Below are 16,149 nucleotides of genomic sequence, written 5' to 3' on the forward strand. Positions count from 1 at the left end.
TAGGTTGACTTATGAAATATATAAAAGAATTACTTAGCTGTCTATTTGTTTTAACACTATTTACAGCCTGTTCTCAAAAAGAAGTAACTATTGTAGAAGTAGTAGATGTTCATACTGAAGAAGTACCATTACTCCATAGTAAGATTATTGCTGTTGAAAAATCTAGATAAAAATTCAATAATTAGTAGAAGTATTCTTCTTCTACTAGTTATCTTTTGTATTAATTCTTATGCAAAATTTCATGATATTTATAATATTGTAAATCCTTCTTTTCATTATCATATAGAAGGTAATAAATATAGAGTAATTTTAAAAGATACAGGATATGTGTCTTTAAAAGATAATGGCTTTAGATTTTTTCTTCCCAAACTTGTTAAAGATTATAATTTAGAACTATTAAGAGTAAGTTCTATTGGTTACCTAGATGGTTATTTATCAAAAAATAAATATTTTGATAAAAAGAATATACTAAACATAGGTTTTGTAGATTTAAATTATTATCTTACTGATTATAACGAGCAAAATCAGAGACAACTAAACTACATATTAAATGATAAAATAATTCCTTATAAAAAGTCTACTTCTCTAATAATTGAAGGATATAATATCCCTTTATCAATAAGTAATAAACTTGATAAATGGTTGTACTTTACATTTAAAAAAACAAGTGATATTCGTCTAAAAGAAATGTCATATACTTTTAATATGACGTTTGATAAAGAGGAGATAGATACTTATGTTAAAAATAATTTAAATATTAAAAACTATGATAAATCAGAATATAGATATATAGATGCATATCTAAATAATTTAACAAAGATAAAAAGCAATTTTTATACACCCATTAAAGAAGTAAAAAGAACAAATAAAATTAAGAAAAAATCAAAATACTATTTAGATATTAAAAGAATAATAAACTATATAAATATAGATGGAATAAAAAACAATAAAAATGATTTATTAAAGGCTTTAAATAATCCTAAAAATCAGAATATTGTTGGAAAAATAAAGTTTAATCTAGGCGTTTATTATCTAAATAGTAAAAAAAGAATTGATAAGAAAAAGTCTCTTAAATATTTTAAAGAATCAAAAGAAAAAGAGGCTTATTTTAATCTAGGCATATTTTATTATATAGGCCTATTTGTAAAAGAAAATGACAAAATAGCCTATAAGTATTTTAGCAAATCATCTGATTTAGGTTTTTCTAGAGCAAGTAAAAATAAAAATATTATGGAAAAATATAAAGTGGGAACAAACTAAATAGTTTTATTACAAACTTCTTTAAGCACTCTATTTGTATAGAAATATGCAAAAATAGCAGCACTGTAAATCATAAATAAAATCCCAAACCATAAATAAATATAATCTAATTCAAAATATTTTACTATAACCCATGCAATAATTAGCTTTGCTACAATCTGTCTATATAAACTAATAAACAAAATCATCTTAGGTTTTTTAATTCCCTGAAGTGTTGATACACAGATAAATAAAACAATATAAGCATAAAAAATCCATATTTCAACTAGTAAATAATCAACACCGAAATCTACAACTGTTTCATTTGAATCAAATTGCATAATAAAAAATCTACCAAGGAGCGTTAATATAATTATTCCAACAGTTGATATTATAAATCCATATTTAAGTGAAACTTTTAATGTTTGAATAACTCTATCATATTTTTTAGCACCATAGTTATTTGATACTAGAGTTAGAACAGCAGTATTAAGTCCTAGTGCAGGTAAAAGCATAAGTTGTTCAACTCTATATCCAATTCCATATCCTGCAACTGCTTGCATACCATAATGAGATACAAAATAAGTAAGAATTAGTGAACCAAATGCCATAGTTAGCATACTTAAACTAATAGGCAAGCCTTGGCTCATAAATAGTTTATATACTCGTAAGTTTGGAAGAAAGTATTCAAGTTTTTTAAAATGAATTACTTTTGTTTGAAGTACTTTATAAAGCATAAAAAACATATTTATTACTTGAATTAGAACTGTAGCAATTGCAATACCTTTTATCCCCATTGCAGGAATAAATAAGAATCCATAAATAAATAAAGGATTTAAAGCAAGGTTTGCAAAGAATCCAAATATTAGAGTATTTCTATATGTTTTTGTATCACCTTGAGCAACAAGTACTGAGTTTAACGAAAAGTTAAACATAAAAAAGACAGTACCAAATAAAATTGGATTTATATATTCAATTGAAGTTGCTAAATATTGATCACTAGCACCTAATAAAATAAATAAAGATGGAGCTAAAAGATATCCAATGATACTTAAGAAAATACCAAGAAGAGGAACAAAAAACAAGCCTTTATGAGCATAAATAGAAGCTAGTTTATATTTCTTTTTTCCAAAGGCATTTCCTAATAACGCTGTAATTGCAGAAGAAAAACCATATCCTAGTCCAATTATTAAAAAGAATATCATAAAAGATAAAGATAAAGCAGCAATTGCTTCAGTTGATATTAGTCCTGCATAAAATGTATCTACTACATTATACATAGTGTTAAAAAACATTCCTACACTTGCTGGAATTGCTAGTTGTTTTATTAAAGTAGGTATTTCTTGTGTTGTTAAATGTGCTGATTTTCTCAAAATGGAATCCGTATCTATATTAGTTTGTTTAAAATTGATTATAGTATAAAAAAGAAGATTTAGATGTTTATATTGTAAATTTGTTTATAAAGATAGAAAAGAAGGGTTTAATCTTCTATTCTAATCATAGCAGGTTTTGAAGTAACAAAACTTGTTGCTTCAATTTTTGCTAATGCTTTATTTATATCACTTTCAATACAAGTATGAGTTGAAAGTAAAAGGTGCGCACAAGTTTTATTAAGTGGTTTTTGAATTAATTTCTCAATTGAAATATCATATTCACTTAAAATAGTTGCAATTTTTGCTAATACTCCAGCTTTATCTTCAACTCTAAGTCTTATATAGTATTTTGTTTTTATATCATCTTTGCTCATTAGTTTTAATTCTTCACCATAAGAAGTTTCAAAACCAAGCATTGGTGAACCTTTTCCTCTTCTTGCAATATCTACAATATTAGCAACTACAGCAGATGCAGTTGCATCTCCACCTGCTCCTGGTCCATAATACATCGTTTCACCAACTTTATCTCCAATAACAGAAACACCGTTCATAACGCCATCAACTTTTGCAATCATTTCACTATTTGGAAGTAATACAGGATGAACTCTAAGTTCAATCTCATTACCTATTTTTTTAGCAATTGTAAGAAGTTTAATCGAATAACCAAATTCATTTGCAAAATCAATATCTTCAGGAGAAATATCTTGAATACCTTCAATTAAAATATCTTCAGGTTTCGCATCAATACCATATGCAATAGAACCTAAAATTAGTAATTTATGTGCAGCATCAAAACCGCCAACATCAAATGTTGGATCTGCTTCTGCATATCCTAATTCTTGTGATTCTTGTAATATCGTGTCATAATCAACACCTTCATCAATCATCTTTGTTAGCATATAATTACAAGTACCATTCATGATACCTTTAATTGATTCAATATTATTTGCAGTTAGACCTTCTCTTAAAGCATTAATAATTGGAATACCACCTGCAACTGCTGCTTCATATTCAAAAGGAGTATCTCCTGCTAAATCTTGTAATTCATATCTATGATATGCAAGTAAAGCCTTATTTGCAGTTACAACTGCTTTACCTTTTGCCAATGCTTTTTTTACGATTTCATATGGTTTTTCAATTCCACCCATAAGCTCAACAACAATATCAATTGACTCATCATTTAAAACTTCATCAATATTATCTGTTAATTTAATACTTACATCTCTATCTTTATTTAAGTTAGAAACTACGCCAAGAACTGGTTCAATTTCAATACCAGCACGTGCAGTAATAATATTTTTATTATCTCTTAAAATATTTGCAACACTAGCTCCTACAGTTCCTACTCCAATAATTCCTACTTTTAACATCTGTTTTCCTATTCTTATTTTTCTAAAGATTTTAAATATTTCTTTATATTTTTTGCTGCTTGTCTAATTCTTTTCTCATTTTCAATTAGTGCAATTCTTACATAACCTTCACCATAGTGACCAAATCCAATACCAGGACTTACAGCTACTTGTGCTTGTGTTAATAATTGTTTTGAGAATTCCATACTTCCTAAGTGTTCTGCTTGTTTTGGAATTTTTGCCCAAATAAACATTGAAGCATTTGGTATATCCATATCCCAACCTGCATCTTTAAATGCATCAATCATTACATCTCGTCTAAATCTATATTTTTCGGTATGTTCTGCTACACATTCTTGTGGACCATCTAGAGCTACTGTTGCTGCTACTTGAATTGGTGTAAACATTCCATAATCAAGCCATGATTTAATTCTTTTTAAAGCGCCTACTAATTTTTCATTACCAACAATGAATCCAACTCTCCATCCTGCCATATTATATGACTTAGATAAAGTAAATGATTCAACTGCAACATCAAGTGCACCTTCTGCTCCAAAAATTGAAGGAGTTTTATATCCATCAAAAGTAATATCTGCATAAGCAATATCAGAGATTACATAGAATCTTTCTCTTTTAGCCATATCAACTAATCTTTGATAAAACTCAGGAGTCACTGTTGCACAAGTTGGATTATGTGGAAAATTAACTAGTACATATTTTACTTTTGGAATTGATTCATTTAATGTTTTTTGTAATCTTTCAAAAAATAGATCTTCATCAACTCTAAAATCAGCTCCAAAAGAAAGTTCAAACTTATGAATTGCTGCTCCACTTAACATAAATGCATACGAGTGAATTGGATATGTAGGATCAGGTACTACTGCTACATCACCAACATTTACAATAGCTTGAACTAAGTGAACATAACCTTCTTTTGAACCCATTGTTGCACATGCATGTTTATCTGGATCTAGGTAATCTACACCATATTTTCTTTTATACCAGTTACAAATTGCAAGTCTTAATTTATAAATACCAGCACTTGCTGAATAACCATGGTTTTTAGCTTTATCCGCAGTTTCTTTTAGCTTATCAATAATGTGTTGTGGTGTAGGACCGTCAGGATTTCCCATTGAAAAATCTATTATATCTTCACCCGCACGTCTTGCTTCCATTTTTATATTATTAACTTCTGCAAACACGTAGTTTGGAAGTCTCTTCATTCTCTCAAACTCTATTTCTTCAAACACTTATTACTCCTTTGTAATACTAATCCCTCGCTTTAAATTAGCAAGAGAATACAAATCATCTATTTTTATATATGTTGTATTAATTGGTACATCAACTCTTAAGTCATGATGTAAACTATCATCTTTAAAGTTTTCTATAATATTCAAATCATCATCATAAAAAACAACATCTGGATGCCATCTATTCCCTCTATTAGAAGTTATATTCAAACTATTAGCATTTGAAATTTTTATTAAATAAGGTTTAAGTGGTTTCTTTAGTGATAATTGATTATTTGCTGTTAAATCTTTTGCTTTATATATATTTGAATTATCACTATTTATTGAATATCTCCAGCTATAAGCTCCCTCTCTTTTTATATAGCTCACTTGGCAATTATTTTTTGCAAGTGCTTTTGCTAATCTGAGAGGGTTAATGGCGGCTTCTGTTTTTAGCTTTATATTCCAAATAAAACTGTTGTTATCATATTTTGCATCTTGAACAAGATAGTAATAATGACCTAAAGAGTTAAGTGCGTCTTTTAAAATTAAAAGAGATTTTTTAGGTGTATCACTTATTTTAAATGATACATCTATATATTTTGTAGAGCCATATTTTAATTTTAATAATCCATTACTTTGTAATTTACTTGTTAATGCTAGATAATTTACTTGACCATTATTAGAATACGATGAGCCATTAAAGATATAATTAATTAAGTTTTTGTGCTTGTTGTAAGCACTAGGGCCTAGTATATCTCTAATTTGAGTATTTACGTTTGCATTTAAAGCTACAGTACAAGTAATTATTAAAATTAGTTTTTTTATCATAATAAAATCTCTTATCTTTTTAGATTATAAATTAAAATCCCAGCAGCTACTGATACGTTTAACGAATCAAATTCATGTTCCATTGCAATTGATACTTTTAAATCAAGTTTTTTAGCAACTTTTGGAGAAATACCTTCACCTTCACTTCCTAAGAATAATGCAACTTTATCAGTTTTCTCGATTTTACCATATTTTTTTAAGTCAACACCATCCGTTGTTGCACCTATTAAAGTAAAGCCACAATCTCTTAACTCACTTGATAAATCAGCAGATCTTGGGTGCACCATAAATGGTAAATCAAGTAATGCTCCTGAACTTGTTCTTACAATTCCAGCGTTATTAATAGTCTTGATATTTGAAGCTATAATTCCTTCAATACCCATTGAATATGCAGTTCTTGCAATTGCACCAATATTTCCAACATCCGTAACTCCATCTAAAACTAAGATAAAGTTCATTTCTTTGAAATCTTTGATTGGTGTATAGTCAAATTGAACTAACTTTAAAAAGAAACCTTGATGATTTCCACCTTTTGCAAGTGCTTGAGCTTTTTGGTTATCTACTTTGTAAATTACTTTTTTAAGACTTGCAAACTTTGAAAAAAGTTTTTTATCTATTTCTTTTGAAAGAAAAACTTCTTCAATTAATTCGGGGTGATTTTCTAGTACGTATAGTACGATTTGTTTTCCATATATTATCATGGCTAGATTTTATCTAAAAGTTGTTGATAAACCTCTTTGATAGTTTTAAAAGAATAAATTAGCTATTTGCTATAACCTAGCTATATAATTATATTATTATATATCATAGAAATTAAAGAGAAAGAGCGTCTATGAAAAGTGAATATCTAAAAATAGTAAATACAAAATTGTCAGAAATTAATCAAGATTTAATTGATAGTTTAAGTTTCGAAAATAGCGAGACTAAATTGGTTTTAGGATTTGTATCCCCTCATGTAAATTTTAGAGAGTTATCAAGTAAAGTTAAATCATTTTTTTCTTCAGCCACAAAAGTTATTTTAGTTACAACAGCTGGTGAATTATGTACTTATAATTTAGACGAAAAAAGAAATATGATTTATAATGATGCAAGTTCTACTTGGGATGACATAGTTTTTCAAGTATTTAGTGAAAAAATGATAGAAGATATAGAAGTATTAACTATCCCTTTATTTAGTGAAAACTTAGATCCAAATAGTTACTCACACAAAGAAAGGGTTTCAAAAATAAGTAATGAATTAGATAAAGTAAATATTCCATTTAAAATTAATCATGAGGACACTTTTGCCTTAACTTTAATAGATGGATTATCAAATAGTGAGAGTTTTTTCACTGAAGCTGTTTATAATAGTGGAAAACTTCCTTGTTTAATTATAGGTGGATCAGCAGGTGGAAAACTTGATTTTAAAGAAACATTTATTTTTAATAATAACCAAGTAGTTAGACATAAAGCTGTTGTTACTTTAGTAAAATTAAAGAATAATATAAAATATGGAATATTTAAATCTCAAAGTTGTGAAGCAACAAATAAATCTTTTTTAGTTGCGCAAGCTAATGTTTTAAATAGAACAGTAACTAGTACACTAGATGAAACAAGTAATCAAATCGTTAATTTTGTTGATGTTCTATGTTCTACATTAAATTGTACACTTGAAGATTTACCAGAAGTGCTTAACTCATATACTTTTGCAATTAAACTTGATAATGATATTTATATTAGATCTGTATCAAATGTTGATATAGAAAATAAAAATATTTCATTTTTTTGTGATATTTCTTTTGGTGATGTATTATATTTAGTAAAAAGAAAAGATTTTCTTTCACAAACTGAAAATGATTATAGAAGATTTTGTGCAAATAAGCATGTTGAACCAATAGGTGGAATGTTTAATGATTGTATTTTAAGAAGATTGACTAATTATGAACATTTAAACTCTTTGACAACTTTTAATGATATTCCTATTGCTGGATTCTCAACATTTGGAGAACTTTTAGGCTTGAATATAAATCAAACTTTAACTGCATTATTCTTTTATCATGTAGAAAATGAAAAAGATTTTGCTGATAATTTTGTTGATAATTTTGTAAAAAAATATGCACAATATTCTGCTTATTATGAAAAGAAAGAAATCCATCAGCAACGATTGTTATCAAAAGTTAGAAATACTTTATTAAGTACTTTAAATGATGCTTTTCCTTTGATTAAAGATATGGTTAACATTTTAAATGATGTTTATGGAAATACAAAAAAAGGGAATGAAATTATTAGTGATGTTAATAGTAAGTTTGAAGTATTTTCAAATGATATTACAAAAAATGTCGATACAAATAATGATTTAGTTGAAAATATGAAAAGTTTAATAAGTAATGCATCTGATATTAAAACTGTATTAACTGCAATTTCAGGTATTGCAATGCAGACAAACTTATTAGCTTTAAATGCAGCAATTGAAGCATCAAGAGCTGGTGAATATGGTAATGGTTTTAAAGTTGTTGCAGATGAAGTTAAGAAACTTTCTAAAACAACACAAGAAAGTGTAAAAGAGAGTAATTCTTCAGTTGATATTACAATAAAAGATATAAATAAAATATCTAAAATAATTTATGAAGCTAGTTCTTCATTAGAAACAATTTCAAAAGATATAGGATTAATAAGTGGCTCTTTTACAGAAATAACTAAAAGTAGTAAAGATACTAATGGCTTAATTGAAGATAAAAAAGATGGCTTTAATATTTTAATTAATCACTTAGGGAAAATAGATTATATTCAAAATAATTTAAAAACTTTAGAAAAGAATATATAAGTAATAACTTATATATTCTCTTTCATAAGTTGTTGGTAAACTTCTTTTGTAGCTTGTCCTGTTAGTTTTGAAATAAGTTTTGCTTTGATTTTTGGAGCTAAGTCTAAGTCTTGTATATCTTTTAATTCAAGATGTGAACCACTTATTTCTTTTGGTTCAATAACTACAACCCATTCACCTCTTATATTTATATTTTTAAATTCTTCATATAAATTTGCAGCAGTACTTTTATAAGTTGTTTGGTGTAATTTTGTAATTTCTTTTGCTAAAAATATTGTTCTAGAAGGTTGAAGTTTATTTAATTCTTCTAGTAGTTTTGCTAGTCTATGTGGTGATTCATAAAGAATTGCTAGTTTATCATCATTTAAAATTTCATTTAATTTCTGTGCTCGAGTAGCTCCTTTATGATCTAAAAAACCATGAAATGAAAAAGTAGTATGAGGAAACCCACTCATTGCATAAGCTGTTAAGACAGCATTTGCACCAGGTAATACATCATATTCTATATCATTTTTAATACAGTAATCAACAAGTGTAGCCCCAGGATCTGAAACACAAGGCATTCCTGCATCACTTACATAAACAACATTTTTAATAAAAGTTTCTTTTGATAATGTTTCTAAGACTTTTTTTTCATTATGAGAATGATAAGATTTATATTCTTTATCTTTGAAGTCTAGATTATTTTTTTCACCTAAAAGTGAAAGTAGTTTTTTTGTTACTCTTGTATCTTCACAAAAAATTAGTTCCGCCTCCTGTAAAACTTGAAGAGATCTTTTTGAGATGTCTTCAAGATTTCCAATAGGAGTGGGAACTAAGCAGAGCATAAAGTTCTACTACTTAGAAGCAGCAGCGTATTTAGCTTTGAATTTCTCAACTCTACCAGCAGCATCAACAATTTTTTGCTCTCCAGTAAAGAATGGGTGACAAGATGAACAAATATCTATTCTCATAGTTTCAACATTTGATTTAGTTTCAAATGAATTACCACAAGCACAAGATACTGTACAAGTTTTGTAGTCTGGGTGTATATCTTTTTTCACGCCAAGGTCCTTATATAAATTAATGTAAAATAAAAGGTCAAGTCTATAGTTGCCCTTTATTAAACTCTTTGAATCGGGATTATATCTAAAAAAACTTAATAATATCTGAATTTAAGTTTGTTATAATATTTGAAGTTTTATTACTTTTAAATTGACCCTTATTAAAAGTATTTTGTCTTTTTGCAAGTTTGACTGTATTTTGAGCAATTTTTTCTTCTAATTGTTTTTTATTTAGTTTTCCATCTAAAAATTCTAGAGTTTCAAGTATTCCTATTGATGACATACTATTTGGTTTTCTAGTATATTTTCTTTCTAAATATATTACTTCATCAATAATTCCATTATCTATCATTTGAGTTGTTCTTTGATAAATTCTTTTTTTAAGGTCTTCTTTTTCCCAAAGGATTTCAAAAAGTTTTAGATTTTTTACAATTGGAATTTTTGGATTTTTTTTAAAATAAACACTTGGAGTTAAATCAGTTTTCTTATAAATCGCATAAGCTTTTTCAATTCTATATCTATCATTTCTTTTGATTTTTGACATATAATCTTTATCTAATGAATACAACAAATCATATATCTCACCAACATTTGAATCAAGTTTTACTTTAAAATCAACTCCTGTAGAAATACCCTCTATTAAACTTTTTAAATAAAATCCTGTTCCACCAACAATAATAAGGTTTTTATCATTATTCTTTGCAAAATCTTTTGCTTTTTTATAACAGTTTATAAATTGAATAACATCAAACTCTTCGTTTGGTAAAACTTCATCAATTCCAAAGTGAATAATATCTCCGCGCTCTTCTTTTGTAGGTTTTGCAGAAGCTACATTTATCTCTTTATACACTGCTAGTGAATCAAGTGATAGTATTATAGAATTTGTTTTATGTGCTATTTCTAGTGATAAAGCAGTTTTACCTGAGGCCGTTGAGCCTATAATTGCGATTTCTTTCATTTTTTGATTTTATCTAAACTCTTATGAATGCTATCTTATTTAGCAGTTTCTTTTGATTGTACTTCTTTATTTCTACAATCTTCTAATATTTGATTTAGTTTATTGATTTCTTGTTCTTTTTCAATTAATGATTTTAATAAATTTGAGATATCGTCTTTGTTTGAATCTTCTACGTGTGTTTGTGCTTTTGAAATACAAGCTGTAAAAACTGTAGAGATAAGTAGTATTGATAGGGTAAGTTTTAATATTTTCATGAGTTTCTTTCTTAATTTAATTAAAAACAAAAAGCTTTATAGCTTTTTGTTTTAATTATACTATAAACCTAAAGATTTTAGAGTTTTTAAAGTAAGAGCACCTTCATTTAATTTGTTTGCTCTTTGATATGCTTGAACTGCAGCTTTTGTTTCTGGCCCATATACACCATCAATTTTAGTGATTTTAAAGTCTTTTGCTTTTAATGCTCTTTGTAAGTTAGCAACTACATCATTAGTAGTATTTGTTTCACAAAGAATTCCTTGCCATTTTAGGTAAGAATCAGCAACTTTAACTTTTGTTGGTACGTTTGTGTAAACTGCTGGAATATTAGTTTTAACTTCTTTTGCAGGAGTATCAACTACTCTTGTTTTAACCATTTTACATACAGCTGGAATTTTAACTTCTTTAGTAGTTGCAGGTGTTGCAACAACTTTTTTAGTTATCATTTTGTAAACAGCTGGAATAACAATTTTTTTAGTAGTTGCAGGAGTTGCAATAACTTGAGTTGGTACTGATTTATAAGTAGCTGGAATTTTAACTTCTTTAGTAGTTGGAGCAGTTACAACAACTCTTCTTTCTACTGTTCTATAAACAGCTGGAGTTTTAACAGCTTTAGTAGTAGCAGGTTTGTCAATTACTTTTGAAGTAAGAGTCTTGTAAACAGCTGGAACTTCAACTAAACATAAAATATCACCTGTTGAGTTATCAATCTTTTCAATTTCACCTCTACCTTTTTTCCATGAAGTATATGCAGGTTTAACTAAAATTTTTTCAGTAACTGTTTTATAAGTTGCAGGAATTGTAACTAATTTAGTTTTTTCTGGCTCAACCATAATAGTTTCAGTAACTGTTTTATAAGTTGCAGGAACAGTAATGATTTTTGAAGATTCAGGAGAAGCCATTACTTTTTGTGAAGCTTTTTTGTAAGTTGCAGGTATAACAACTAATTTAGTTGTTTCTGGTTTAATTAAAACTTTTTCAGTAACTGTTTTGTAAGTAGCAGGAACTGCAACTAATTTTGAAGATTCTTCTCTAATAGTAACTTTCTTTTCTACAACTTTATATGTAGCTGGAATAATTTCTATATTAGTTCTAGCTTCTTTTAACATTTTTTGGATTTTTTTAGTTTCATATTTTGCAGGAACTAAAACTTTTGCGTAACACTCACCTGCTTTTGCATTTGCAGGTACTAGTGAATTTATCACAGCATTAGCATCTTTACCTTCCGCATTCATTGCGTTAATCGATGATAAAGCTTTTGATTTATCCATTTCTAATTGAGAAATTTTTGCATTTTGAGCATCAATTTCTTTTTGTAATTGTATAACTTTATCAGATGATGTTCCCATTGTATCTTTTGAAGTACAACCAGTCATTCCAATAACAGCTGCAGCTGCTAATATTGCAGAATTTCTTAAATATTTTGACATTTTTAATTCCTTTTTTGAATAATTACTAAATGCTATCTAAATAATCATAAATATTACTTTAAAATTAGTTTAATTATGATATTATCTGATTAATTATTAAATTTGAGGAGAAAAAATTGAAAAAAGTTATTATATCAACACTAGTTGGATTTATAGGAGCAGCATCTTTAAGTGCGGCTGATTGTATTATGGTTAAGGACTTAAATGTTCAATTTAAAAATGCATCAACAGTATATGCTGATTCATCAGAAATGAAAGAAATTAGAGAATATGCACAATTCTTAAAACAAACTGATTTATATACTGTTATTGAAGGACATACAAGTTCTTTATCAGGTGCAAAATATAATTATGATTTATCAACAAGAAGAGCTGCAAAAGTTAAAGCTGAATTAATTAAATTAGGTGTTCCTTCATCTAGAGTAAAAGCAATGGGATTTGGTGAGTCAACTCCTTTATATAACAACAATACAGAATCTGGTGCTGCGCAAAATAGAAGAGTTGTAGGTGAAGTATTTAATACATCTACTGAATTATCTAACTATATCGCAAATCAAAAAACTAGAATTGCAACAACTAAATTTCAAGAGCAATAAAACTTAAACAATAAATAAAGACGATTTAAAGTCTTTATTTATTTCTATCTTAATTTATCTTTTTATTATTCTTAGATAAAATCCTCTTCATGGAAAAACTTTTAAAAAAACTTAATGATTTCAATGAACTAGTTATGTTCAAACATTCTATATTTTCTTTACCTTTTATTTTTATTGCAATGGTAGTAGCTGCAAATGGCTGGTTTGGATTTAACCTTATGCTTCTAGGAATCTTTGCAGCCCTTACGGCAAGAAATTTTGCAATGGGCTTTAATAGATATATGGATAGAGATATAGATGCACTAAATCCAAGAACTGTAAATAGGCCAAATGTAGATGGAAGAATTTCTGCTACTCAAATGTTGATATTTACACTAGCTAATGCTTTTGGATTTATTTTAGTTGCTTATTTTGTAAATGACTTGGCTTTATATTTATCTTTACCTATTTTATTAGTTATTGGTTCTTACTCATATTTCAAAAGGTTTTCGTATTTAGCTCATATTATATTAGGAATATCTTTAGGTCTTGCACCAATTGCCGGAGTTGTAACGGTATTAGAAACTATACCTTTATGGTCTGTATTTCTTAGTATTGGTGTTATGTTTTGGGTTGCTGGATTTGACTTGCTTTATTCTTTACAAGATATTGAAGTTGATAAGAAATTGAACTTACATTCTATTCCTTCAAAGTTTGGTGCAAAAAAAACAATGTTGATATCAAAAGTATTTCATTCTTTAACTATACTATTTTGGTTGTTGTTTATAATACAATCAGAAAGTTCATATTTTGGATATCTTGCAGTAATAGTAAGTGCTATTATGCTTTCTTATGAGCATTATTTAGTAAATAAAGATTTTACAAAAATAGATAAAGCATTTTTTACTGTAAACGGTTATTTGGGGATTGTGTTTTTTATTCTTATTGTTTTAGATAATATATTTTTCTAAATTTTAAACAAAATCAGGAAAGTGTTAGTAATCTAAAAGGTATGTAAGCTTTTATCTGCTAATATTCTTCCCTTATTTATAAATGCGTCTGTGGCTCAACTGGATAGAGCACTGGGTTTCGGCCCCGGCGGTTACAGGTTCGACTCCTGTCAGGCGTACCATTTAGAAGCCCGATTTAATCGCTGTTTGCAGTGTTTATGTCGGGCTTTTTTTATATTGATAGATATTCAAATACCCAGATGTTCCCCATCTAATTCTTTTTTATAAAGTCATTAAGACTTGTAGATTTTAAATAAGTAGCATAATATTTATCTAATACTCTATTTGGAATATTGTTAATAAAGTTAAATATTGCATAATAAATTGTATCTATATCTAATTCAAGTAAATAGGAAGATAAGCAATTAAATGGTTCTTCTAATATTTTACTATTCATATTATTATTGATTTCCGAGGCATAGTATTTATTTAAATATTTTAATAACAATATATTTACTTTTGTGTCAATCATATTACTTTTATTAGATGAATAATGTAATAAATCATCAAATATATTTTGTCCAAATTTATCAAAAAAACTAAAATAAAGAAATATTCCTTCTTCTTCTAATGTATCAGCTAGTTTTTCAATAAAAAAGAAATATTCATCGAACTGTTTTTGACTATAGACATTTATTAAATCGTATCTTGAAATACTATCTGTATTTATAAACTGTATTAAATCATCATCAGTAAAATACTTTTCAATTAATCTAATTATTGGTCTATTCTCTTTTCTCCACTTTCCTACTCCTTGAGGAGTCATACTAAGTACTTTTGAAATTAGTGTGTTTGTAATCATTTATAGCCTAAATTGTAATAATATTTCTAAATTTTATACAATTAACTCTTAAGGAAACATTGTTTCCAATATTAAGAATTTATTAAGTGAAATAATATTACAATTTATGGAGCAAAAACATATAAAATGAAATATAGTTACAATACATAAAGGAAAAAGAAATGAATTACGAAGACATATTAAAATACAACCTTATGCGTTTAGAAGATGCATTTCCAAATTCAAAAACGTCAATAGGTATTACAAAAGAGCAGTTAGCAGAATATAAACAATGTTCAATTTCAACAATAGATAGAGCTATTATGGAGTCTGATTCAAGTGTTATCCCTGATTACATAAAAGGAAAAGGAAAAAATGGACGTGTGTTTTTCCCTTTATTAAATATTGCTATGTATTTAACAGACCAAACTGTAAAAGTTGTTAGGTAGTAATCATGTTAAAAAAGGATGCATATTACTTTTCTCATGACAGTAATGCAAAAGATGACTTCAAGTGTATGTTACTCATAGAAGAGATAGGATTAGAAGGATATGGTATTTTTTGGATATTAGTTGAAACATTACGAGAACAAGAAAGCTATAAATATCCATTAAAACTACTTCCTAGTCTTGCAAGAAAATATAATACTACATTAGCAAAAATGAGAGTTGTGGTTTTAAATTATGGTTTATTTATACTTGAAGATGAGAAATTCTTTTTTAGTAAAAGTTTGAATAACAGAATGGCGTTAATGAATAGTAAAAAAGAGCAAGCAAGGTTAGCAGGAATAAAGTCAGGAGAGGCAAGAAGATTAAAAAATGAACAGAAATCGAACGGACGTTCAACGGATGTTCAACAAATGTTGAACAAAGAAAGAAAAGAAAAGGAAAAGAAAGAAAAAGAAAAAAAAGATATCGAAATTTTAAGAAAAATATCAGGAATGACAGCAAGAGAAATGTCACAAATTAAATTAGAATCATTAGGATTGAGTATTGAATGTGAAAATTTGGTTAAGAAAGAATCTTTACCAATGATTGTTAATTATGCAATTAATAATACAAGATATTTAATTGGTGAGATAAAAAAAGGATATTAGATGAATATAGATCTTAAGAGAATGAAAAAAATATTACAAAAAGAAAGAACTAAAGTAAAAGTAATTGAAAAAAGAAAAAGAACTTCAATCAATGTAAGAAATAAAAAATATGAAAGATATTTAAAATATGAAAATACAGTTCTTTCTAAAATTTTTACTCCTTACGAAAAGATTTAA

The 16,149-nt window shown here is 27.2% G+C and carries 19 protein-coding genes and 1 tRNA gene; 9 read left to right on the forward strand and 11 right to left on the reverse strand.

Annotated features, from left to right (window positions below; translation table 11 throughout):
- Positions 1 to 11 precede the first annotated feature (11 nt).
- Positions 12 to 170, forward strand: coding sequence for a hypothetical protein (locus KO488_RS06135; RefSeq protein WP_216057913.1), 159 nt, complete (start codon positions 12 to 14; stop codon positions 168 to 170).
- Positions 154 to 1,260, forward strand: coding sequence for a tetratricopeptide repeat protein (locus tag KO488_RS06140; RefSeq protein ID WP_216057914.1), 1,107 nt, complete (start codon positions 154 to 156; stop codon positions 1,258 to 1,260). Before KO488_RS06135 ends, KO488_RS06140 begins: the two co-directional genes overlap by 17 nt.
- Here the strand turns inward: KO488_RS06140 and KO488_RS06145 are convergent.
- From KO488_RS06145 to rlmB, 5 genes are all read right to left on the reverse strand, one after another.
- Positions 1,257 to 2,612: an MATE family efflux transporter gene (locus tag KO488_RS06145; RefSeq protein ID WP_216057915.1), complete on the reverse strand. Its 1,356-nt coding sequence runs from the start codon at positions 2,610 to 2,612 to the stop codon at positions 1,257 to 1,259. The genes KO488_RS06140 and KO488_RS06145 overlap by 4 nt on opposite strands.
- 107 nt (positions 2,613 to 2,719) lie before the next feature.
- Entirely contained in the window at positions 2,720 to 3,982 is a 1,263-nt protein-coding gene (locus KO488_RS06150) for a homoserine dehydrogenase (RefSeq protein WP_216057916.1), read from the reverse strand.
- A gap of 14 nt (positions 3,983 to 3,996) precedes the next feature.
- Positions 3,997 to 5,211, reverse strand: coding sequence for an LL-diaminopimelate aminotransferase (locus KO488_RS06155; RefSeq protein ID WP_216057917.1), 1,215 nt, complete (start codon positions 5,209 to 5,211; stop codon positions 3,997 to 3,999).
- A gap of 3 nt (positions 5,212 to 5,214) precedes the next feature.
- Positions 5,215 to 6,021 (reverse strand): hypothetical protein, encoded by an 807-nt coding sequence (locus KO488_RS06160; protein ID WP_216057918.1) that lies wholly within the window; start codon positions 6,019 to 6,021, stop codon positions 5,215 to 5,217.
- Positions 6,022 to 6,032: 11 nt separating this feature from the next.
- Entirely contained in the window at positions 6,033 to 6,722 is a 690-nt protein-coding gene (gene rlmB, locus KO488_RS06165) for a 23S rRNA (guanosine(2251)-2'-O)-methyltransferase RlmB (protein ID WP_216057919.1), read from the reverse strand.
- A 131-nt stretch (positions 6,723 to 6,853) separates the two neighbouring features.
- On the opposite strand from rlmB, the gene KO488_RS15380 reads away from it, so the two are divergent.
- Entirely contained in the window at positions 6,854 to 8,824 is a 1,971-nt protein-coding gene (locus KO488_RS15380) for a methyl-accepting chemotaxis protein (protein WP_216057920.1), read from the forward strand.
- 8 nt (positions 8,825 to 8,832) lie between these two features.
- On the opposite strand, the gene rsmI is transcribed toward KO488_RS15380, so the two are convergent.
- The 5 genes from rsmI to KO488_RS06195 all read right to left on the reverse strand — a co-directional run bounded on the left by rsmI (position 8,833) and on the right by KO488_RS06195 (position 12,510).
- Positions 8,833 to 9,651 (reverse strand): 16S rRNA (cytidine(1402)-2'-O)-methyltransferase, encoded by an 819-nt coding sequence (rsmI, locus tag KO488_RS06175; RefSeq protein WP_216057921.1) that lies wholly within the window; start codon positions 9,649 to 9,651, stop codon positions 8,833 to 8,835.
- 9 nt (positions 9,652 to 9,660) lie between these two features.
- Positions 9,661 to 9,867, reverse strand: a complete 207-nt coding sequence (gene rpmE, locus KO488_RS06180; protein WP_216057922.1) for a 50S ribosomal protein L31 — start codon at positions 9,865 to 9,867, stop codon at positions 9,661 to 9,663.
- An 85-nt stretch (positions 9,868 to 9,952) separates the two neighbouring features.
- Positions 9,953 to 10,825: a tRNA (adenosine(37)-N6)-dimethylallyltransferase MiaA gene (gene miaA, locus KO488_RS06185; RefSeq protein ID WP_216057923.1), complete on the reverse strand. Its 873-nt coding sequence runs from the start codon at positions 10,823 to 10,825 to the stop codon at positions 9,953 to 9,955.
- Between the two features lie 35 nt (positions 10,826 to 10,860).
- Positions 10,861 to 11,079: a hypothetical protein gene (locus KO488_RS06190; protein ID WP_216057924.1), complete on the reverse strand. Its 219-nt coding sequence runs from the start codon at positions 11,077 to 11,079 to the stop codon at positions 10,861 to 10,863.
- A 60-nt stretch (positions 11,080 to 11,139) separates the two neighbouring features.
- Entirely contained in the window at positions 11,140 to 12,510 is a 1,371-nt protein-coding gene (locus KO488_RS06195) for a peptidoglycan-binding domain-containing protein (protein WP_216057925.1), read from the reverse strand.
- Positions 12,511 to 12,626: 116 nt separating this feature from the next.
- Here KO488_RS06195 and KO488_RS06200 point away from each other — a divergent pair, with 116 nt between their 5' ends.
- The 3 genes from KO488_RS06200 to KO488_RS06210 all read left to right on the forward strand — a co-directional run bounded on the left by KO488_RS06200 (position 12,627) and on the right by KO488_RS06210 (position 14,217).
- A complete protein-coding gene (locus tag KO488_RS06200; protein WP_216057926.1) occupies positions 12,627 to 13,106 on the forward strand; it encodes an OmpA family protein in 480 nt (159 codons plus the stop codon).
- A gap of 89 nt (positions 13,107 to 13,195) precedes the next feature.
- Positions 13,196 to 14,056 (forward strand): menaquinone biosynthesis prenyltransferase MqnP, encoded by an 861-nt coding sequence (gene mqnP, locus KO488_RS06205; protein WP_216057927.1) that lies wholly within the window; start codon positions 13,196 to 13,198, stop codon positions 14,054 to 14,056.
- An 84-nt stretch (positions 14,057 to 14,140) separates the two neighbouring features.
- Positions 14,141 to 14,217: transfer RNA gene (locus KO488_RS06210), tRNA-Arg, on the forward strand.
- A gap of 89 nt (positions 14,218 to 14,306) precedes the next feature.
- Here KO488_RS06210 and KO488_RS06215 read toward each other — a convergent pair.
- Positions 14,307 to 14,897, reverse strand: coding sequence for a hypothetical protein (locus KO488_RS06215; protein WP_216057928.1), 591 nt, complete (start codon positions 14,895 to 14,897; stop codon positions 14,307 to 14,309).
- A 161-nt stretch (positions 14,898 to 15,058) separates the two neighbouring features.
- Here KO488_RS06215 and KO488_RS06220 point away from each other — a divergent pair, with 161 nt between their 5' ends.
- From KO488_RS06220 to KO488_RS06230, 3 genes are read left to right on the forward strand one after another with little or no spacing between them, the layout of a single operon-like run.
- The gene (locus KO488_RS06220) at positions 15,059 to 15,325 is read left to right on the forward strand and encodes a hypothetical protein (protein WP_216057929.1); all 267 of its coding nucleotides are present in this window, start codon (positions 15,059 to 15,061) and stop codon (positions 15,323 to 15,325) included.
- 5 nt (positions 15,326 to 15,330) lie between these two features.
- Positions 15,331 to 15,972, forward strand: coding sequence for a Lin1244/Lin1753 domain-containing protein (locus KO488_RS06225; RefSeq protein WP_216057930.1), 642 nt, complete (start codon positions 15,331 to 15,333; stop codon positions 15,970 to 15,972).
- Entirely contained in the window at positions 15,973 to 16,149 is a 177-nt protein-coding gene (locus KO488_RS06230) for a hypothetical protein (RefSeq protein ID WP_216057931.1), read from the forward strand.

The organism is Poseidonibacter lekithochrous (genome assembly GCF_018861145.1).
Classification (GTDB): domain Bacteria; phylum Campylobacterota; class Campylobacteria; order Campylobacterales; family Arcobacteraceae; genus Poseidonibacter; species Poseidonibacter lekithochrous_A.

Bases quoted from the DNA above. Each gene is read 5' to 3' on its own strand.
- rlmB (WP_216057919.1), bottom strand. From the start codon at position 6,722: ATGATAATATATGGAAAACAAATCGTACTATACGTACTAGAAAATCAC.
- KO488_RS06160 (WP_216057918.1), bottom strand. From the start codon at position 6,021: ATGATAAAAAAACTAATTTTAATAATTACTTGTACTGTAGCTTTAAAT.
- KO488_RS06135 (WP_216057913.1), top strand. From the start codon at position 12: ATGAAATATATAAAAGAATTACTTAGCTGTCTATTTGTTTTAACACTA.
- KO488_RS06150 (WP_216057916.1), bottom strand. From the start codon at position 3,982: ATGTTAAAAGTAGGAATTATTGGAGTAGGAACTGTAGGAGCTAGTGTT.
- KO488_RS06190 (WP_216057924.1), bottom strand. From the start codon at position 11,079: ATGAAAATATTAAAACTTACCCTATCAATACTACTTATCTCTACAGTT.
- miaA (WP_216057923.1), bottom strand. From the start codon at position 10,825: ATGAAAGAAATCGCAATTATAGGCTCAACGGCCTCAGGTAAAACTGCT.
- rsmI (WP_216057921.1), bottom strand. From the start codon at position 9,651: ATGCTCTGCTTAGTTCCCACTCCTATTGGAAATCTTGAAGACATCTCA.
- KO488_RS06195 (WP_216057925.1), bottom strand. From the start codon at position 12,510: ATGTCAAAATATTTAAGAAATTCTGCAATATTAGCAGCTGCAGCTGTT.
- KO488_RS06215 (WP_216057928.1), bottom strand. From the start codon at position 14,897: ATGATTACAAACACACTAATTTCAAAAGTACTTAGTATGACTCCTCAA.
- KO488_RS06230 (WP_216057931.1), top strand. From the start codon at position 15,973: ATGAATATAGATCTTAAGAGAATGAAAAAAATATTACAAAAAGAAAGA.
- KO488_RS06220 (WP_216057929.1), top strand. From the start codon at position 15,059: ATGAATTACGAAGACATATTAAAATACAACCTTATGCGTTTAGAAGAT.
- mqnP (WP_216057927.1), top strand. From the start codon at position 13,196: ATGGAAAAACTTTTAAAAAAACTTAATGATTTCAATGAACTAGTTATG.
- KO488_RS15380 (WP_216057920.1), top strand. From the start codon at position 6,854: ATGAAAAGTGAATATCTAAAAATAGTAAATACAAAATTGTCAGAAATT.
- KO488_RS06225 (WP_216057930.1), top strand. From the start codon at position 15,331: ATGTTAAAAAAGGATGCATATTACTTTTCTCATGACAGTAATGCAAAA.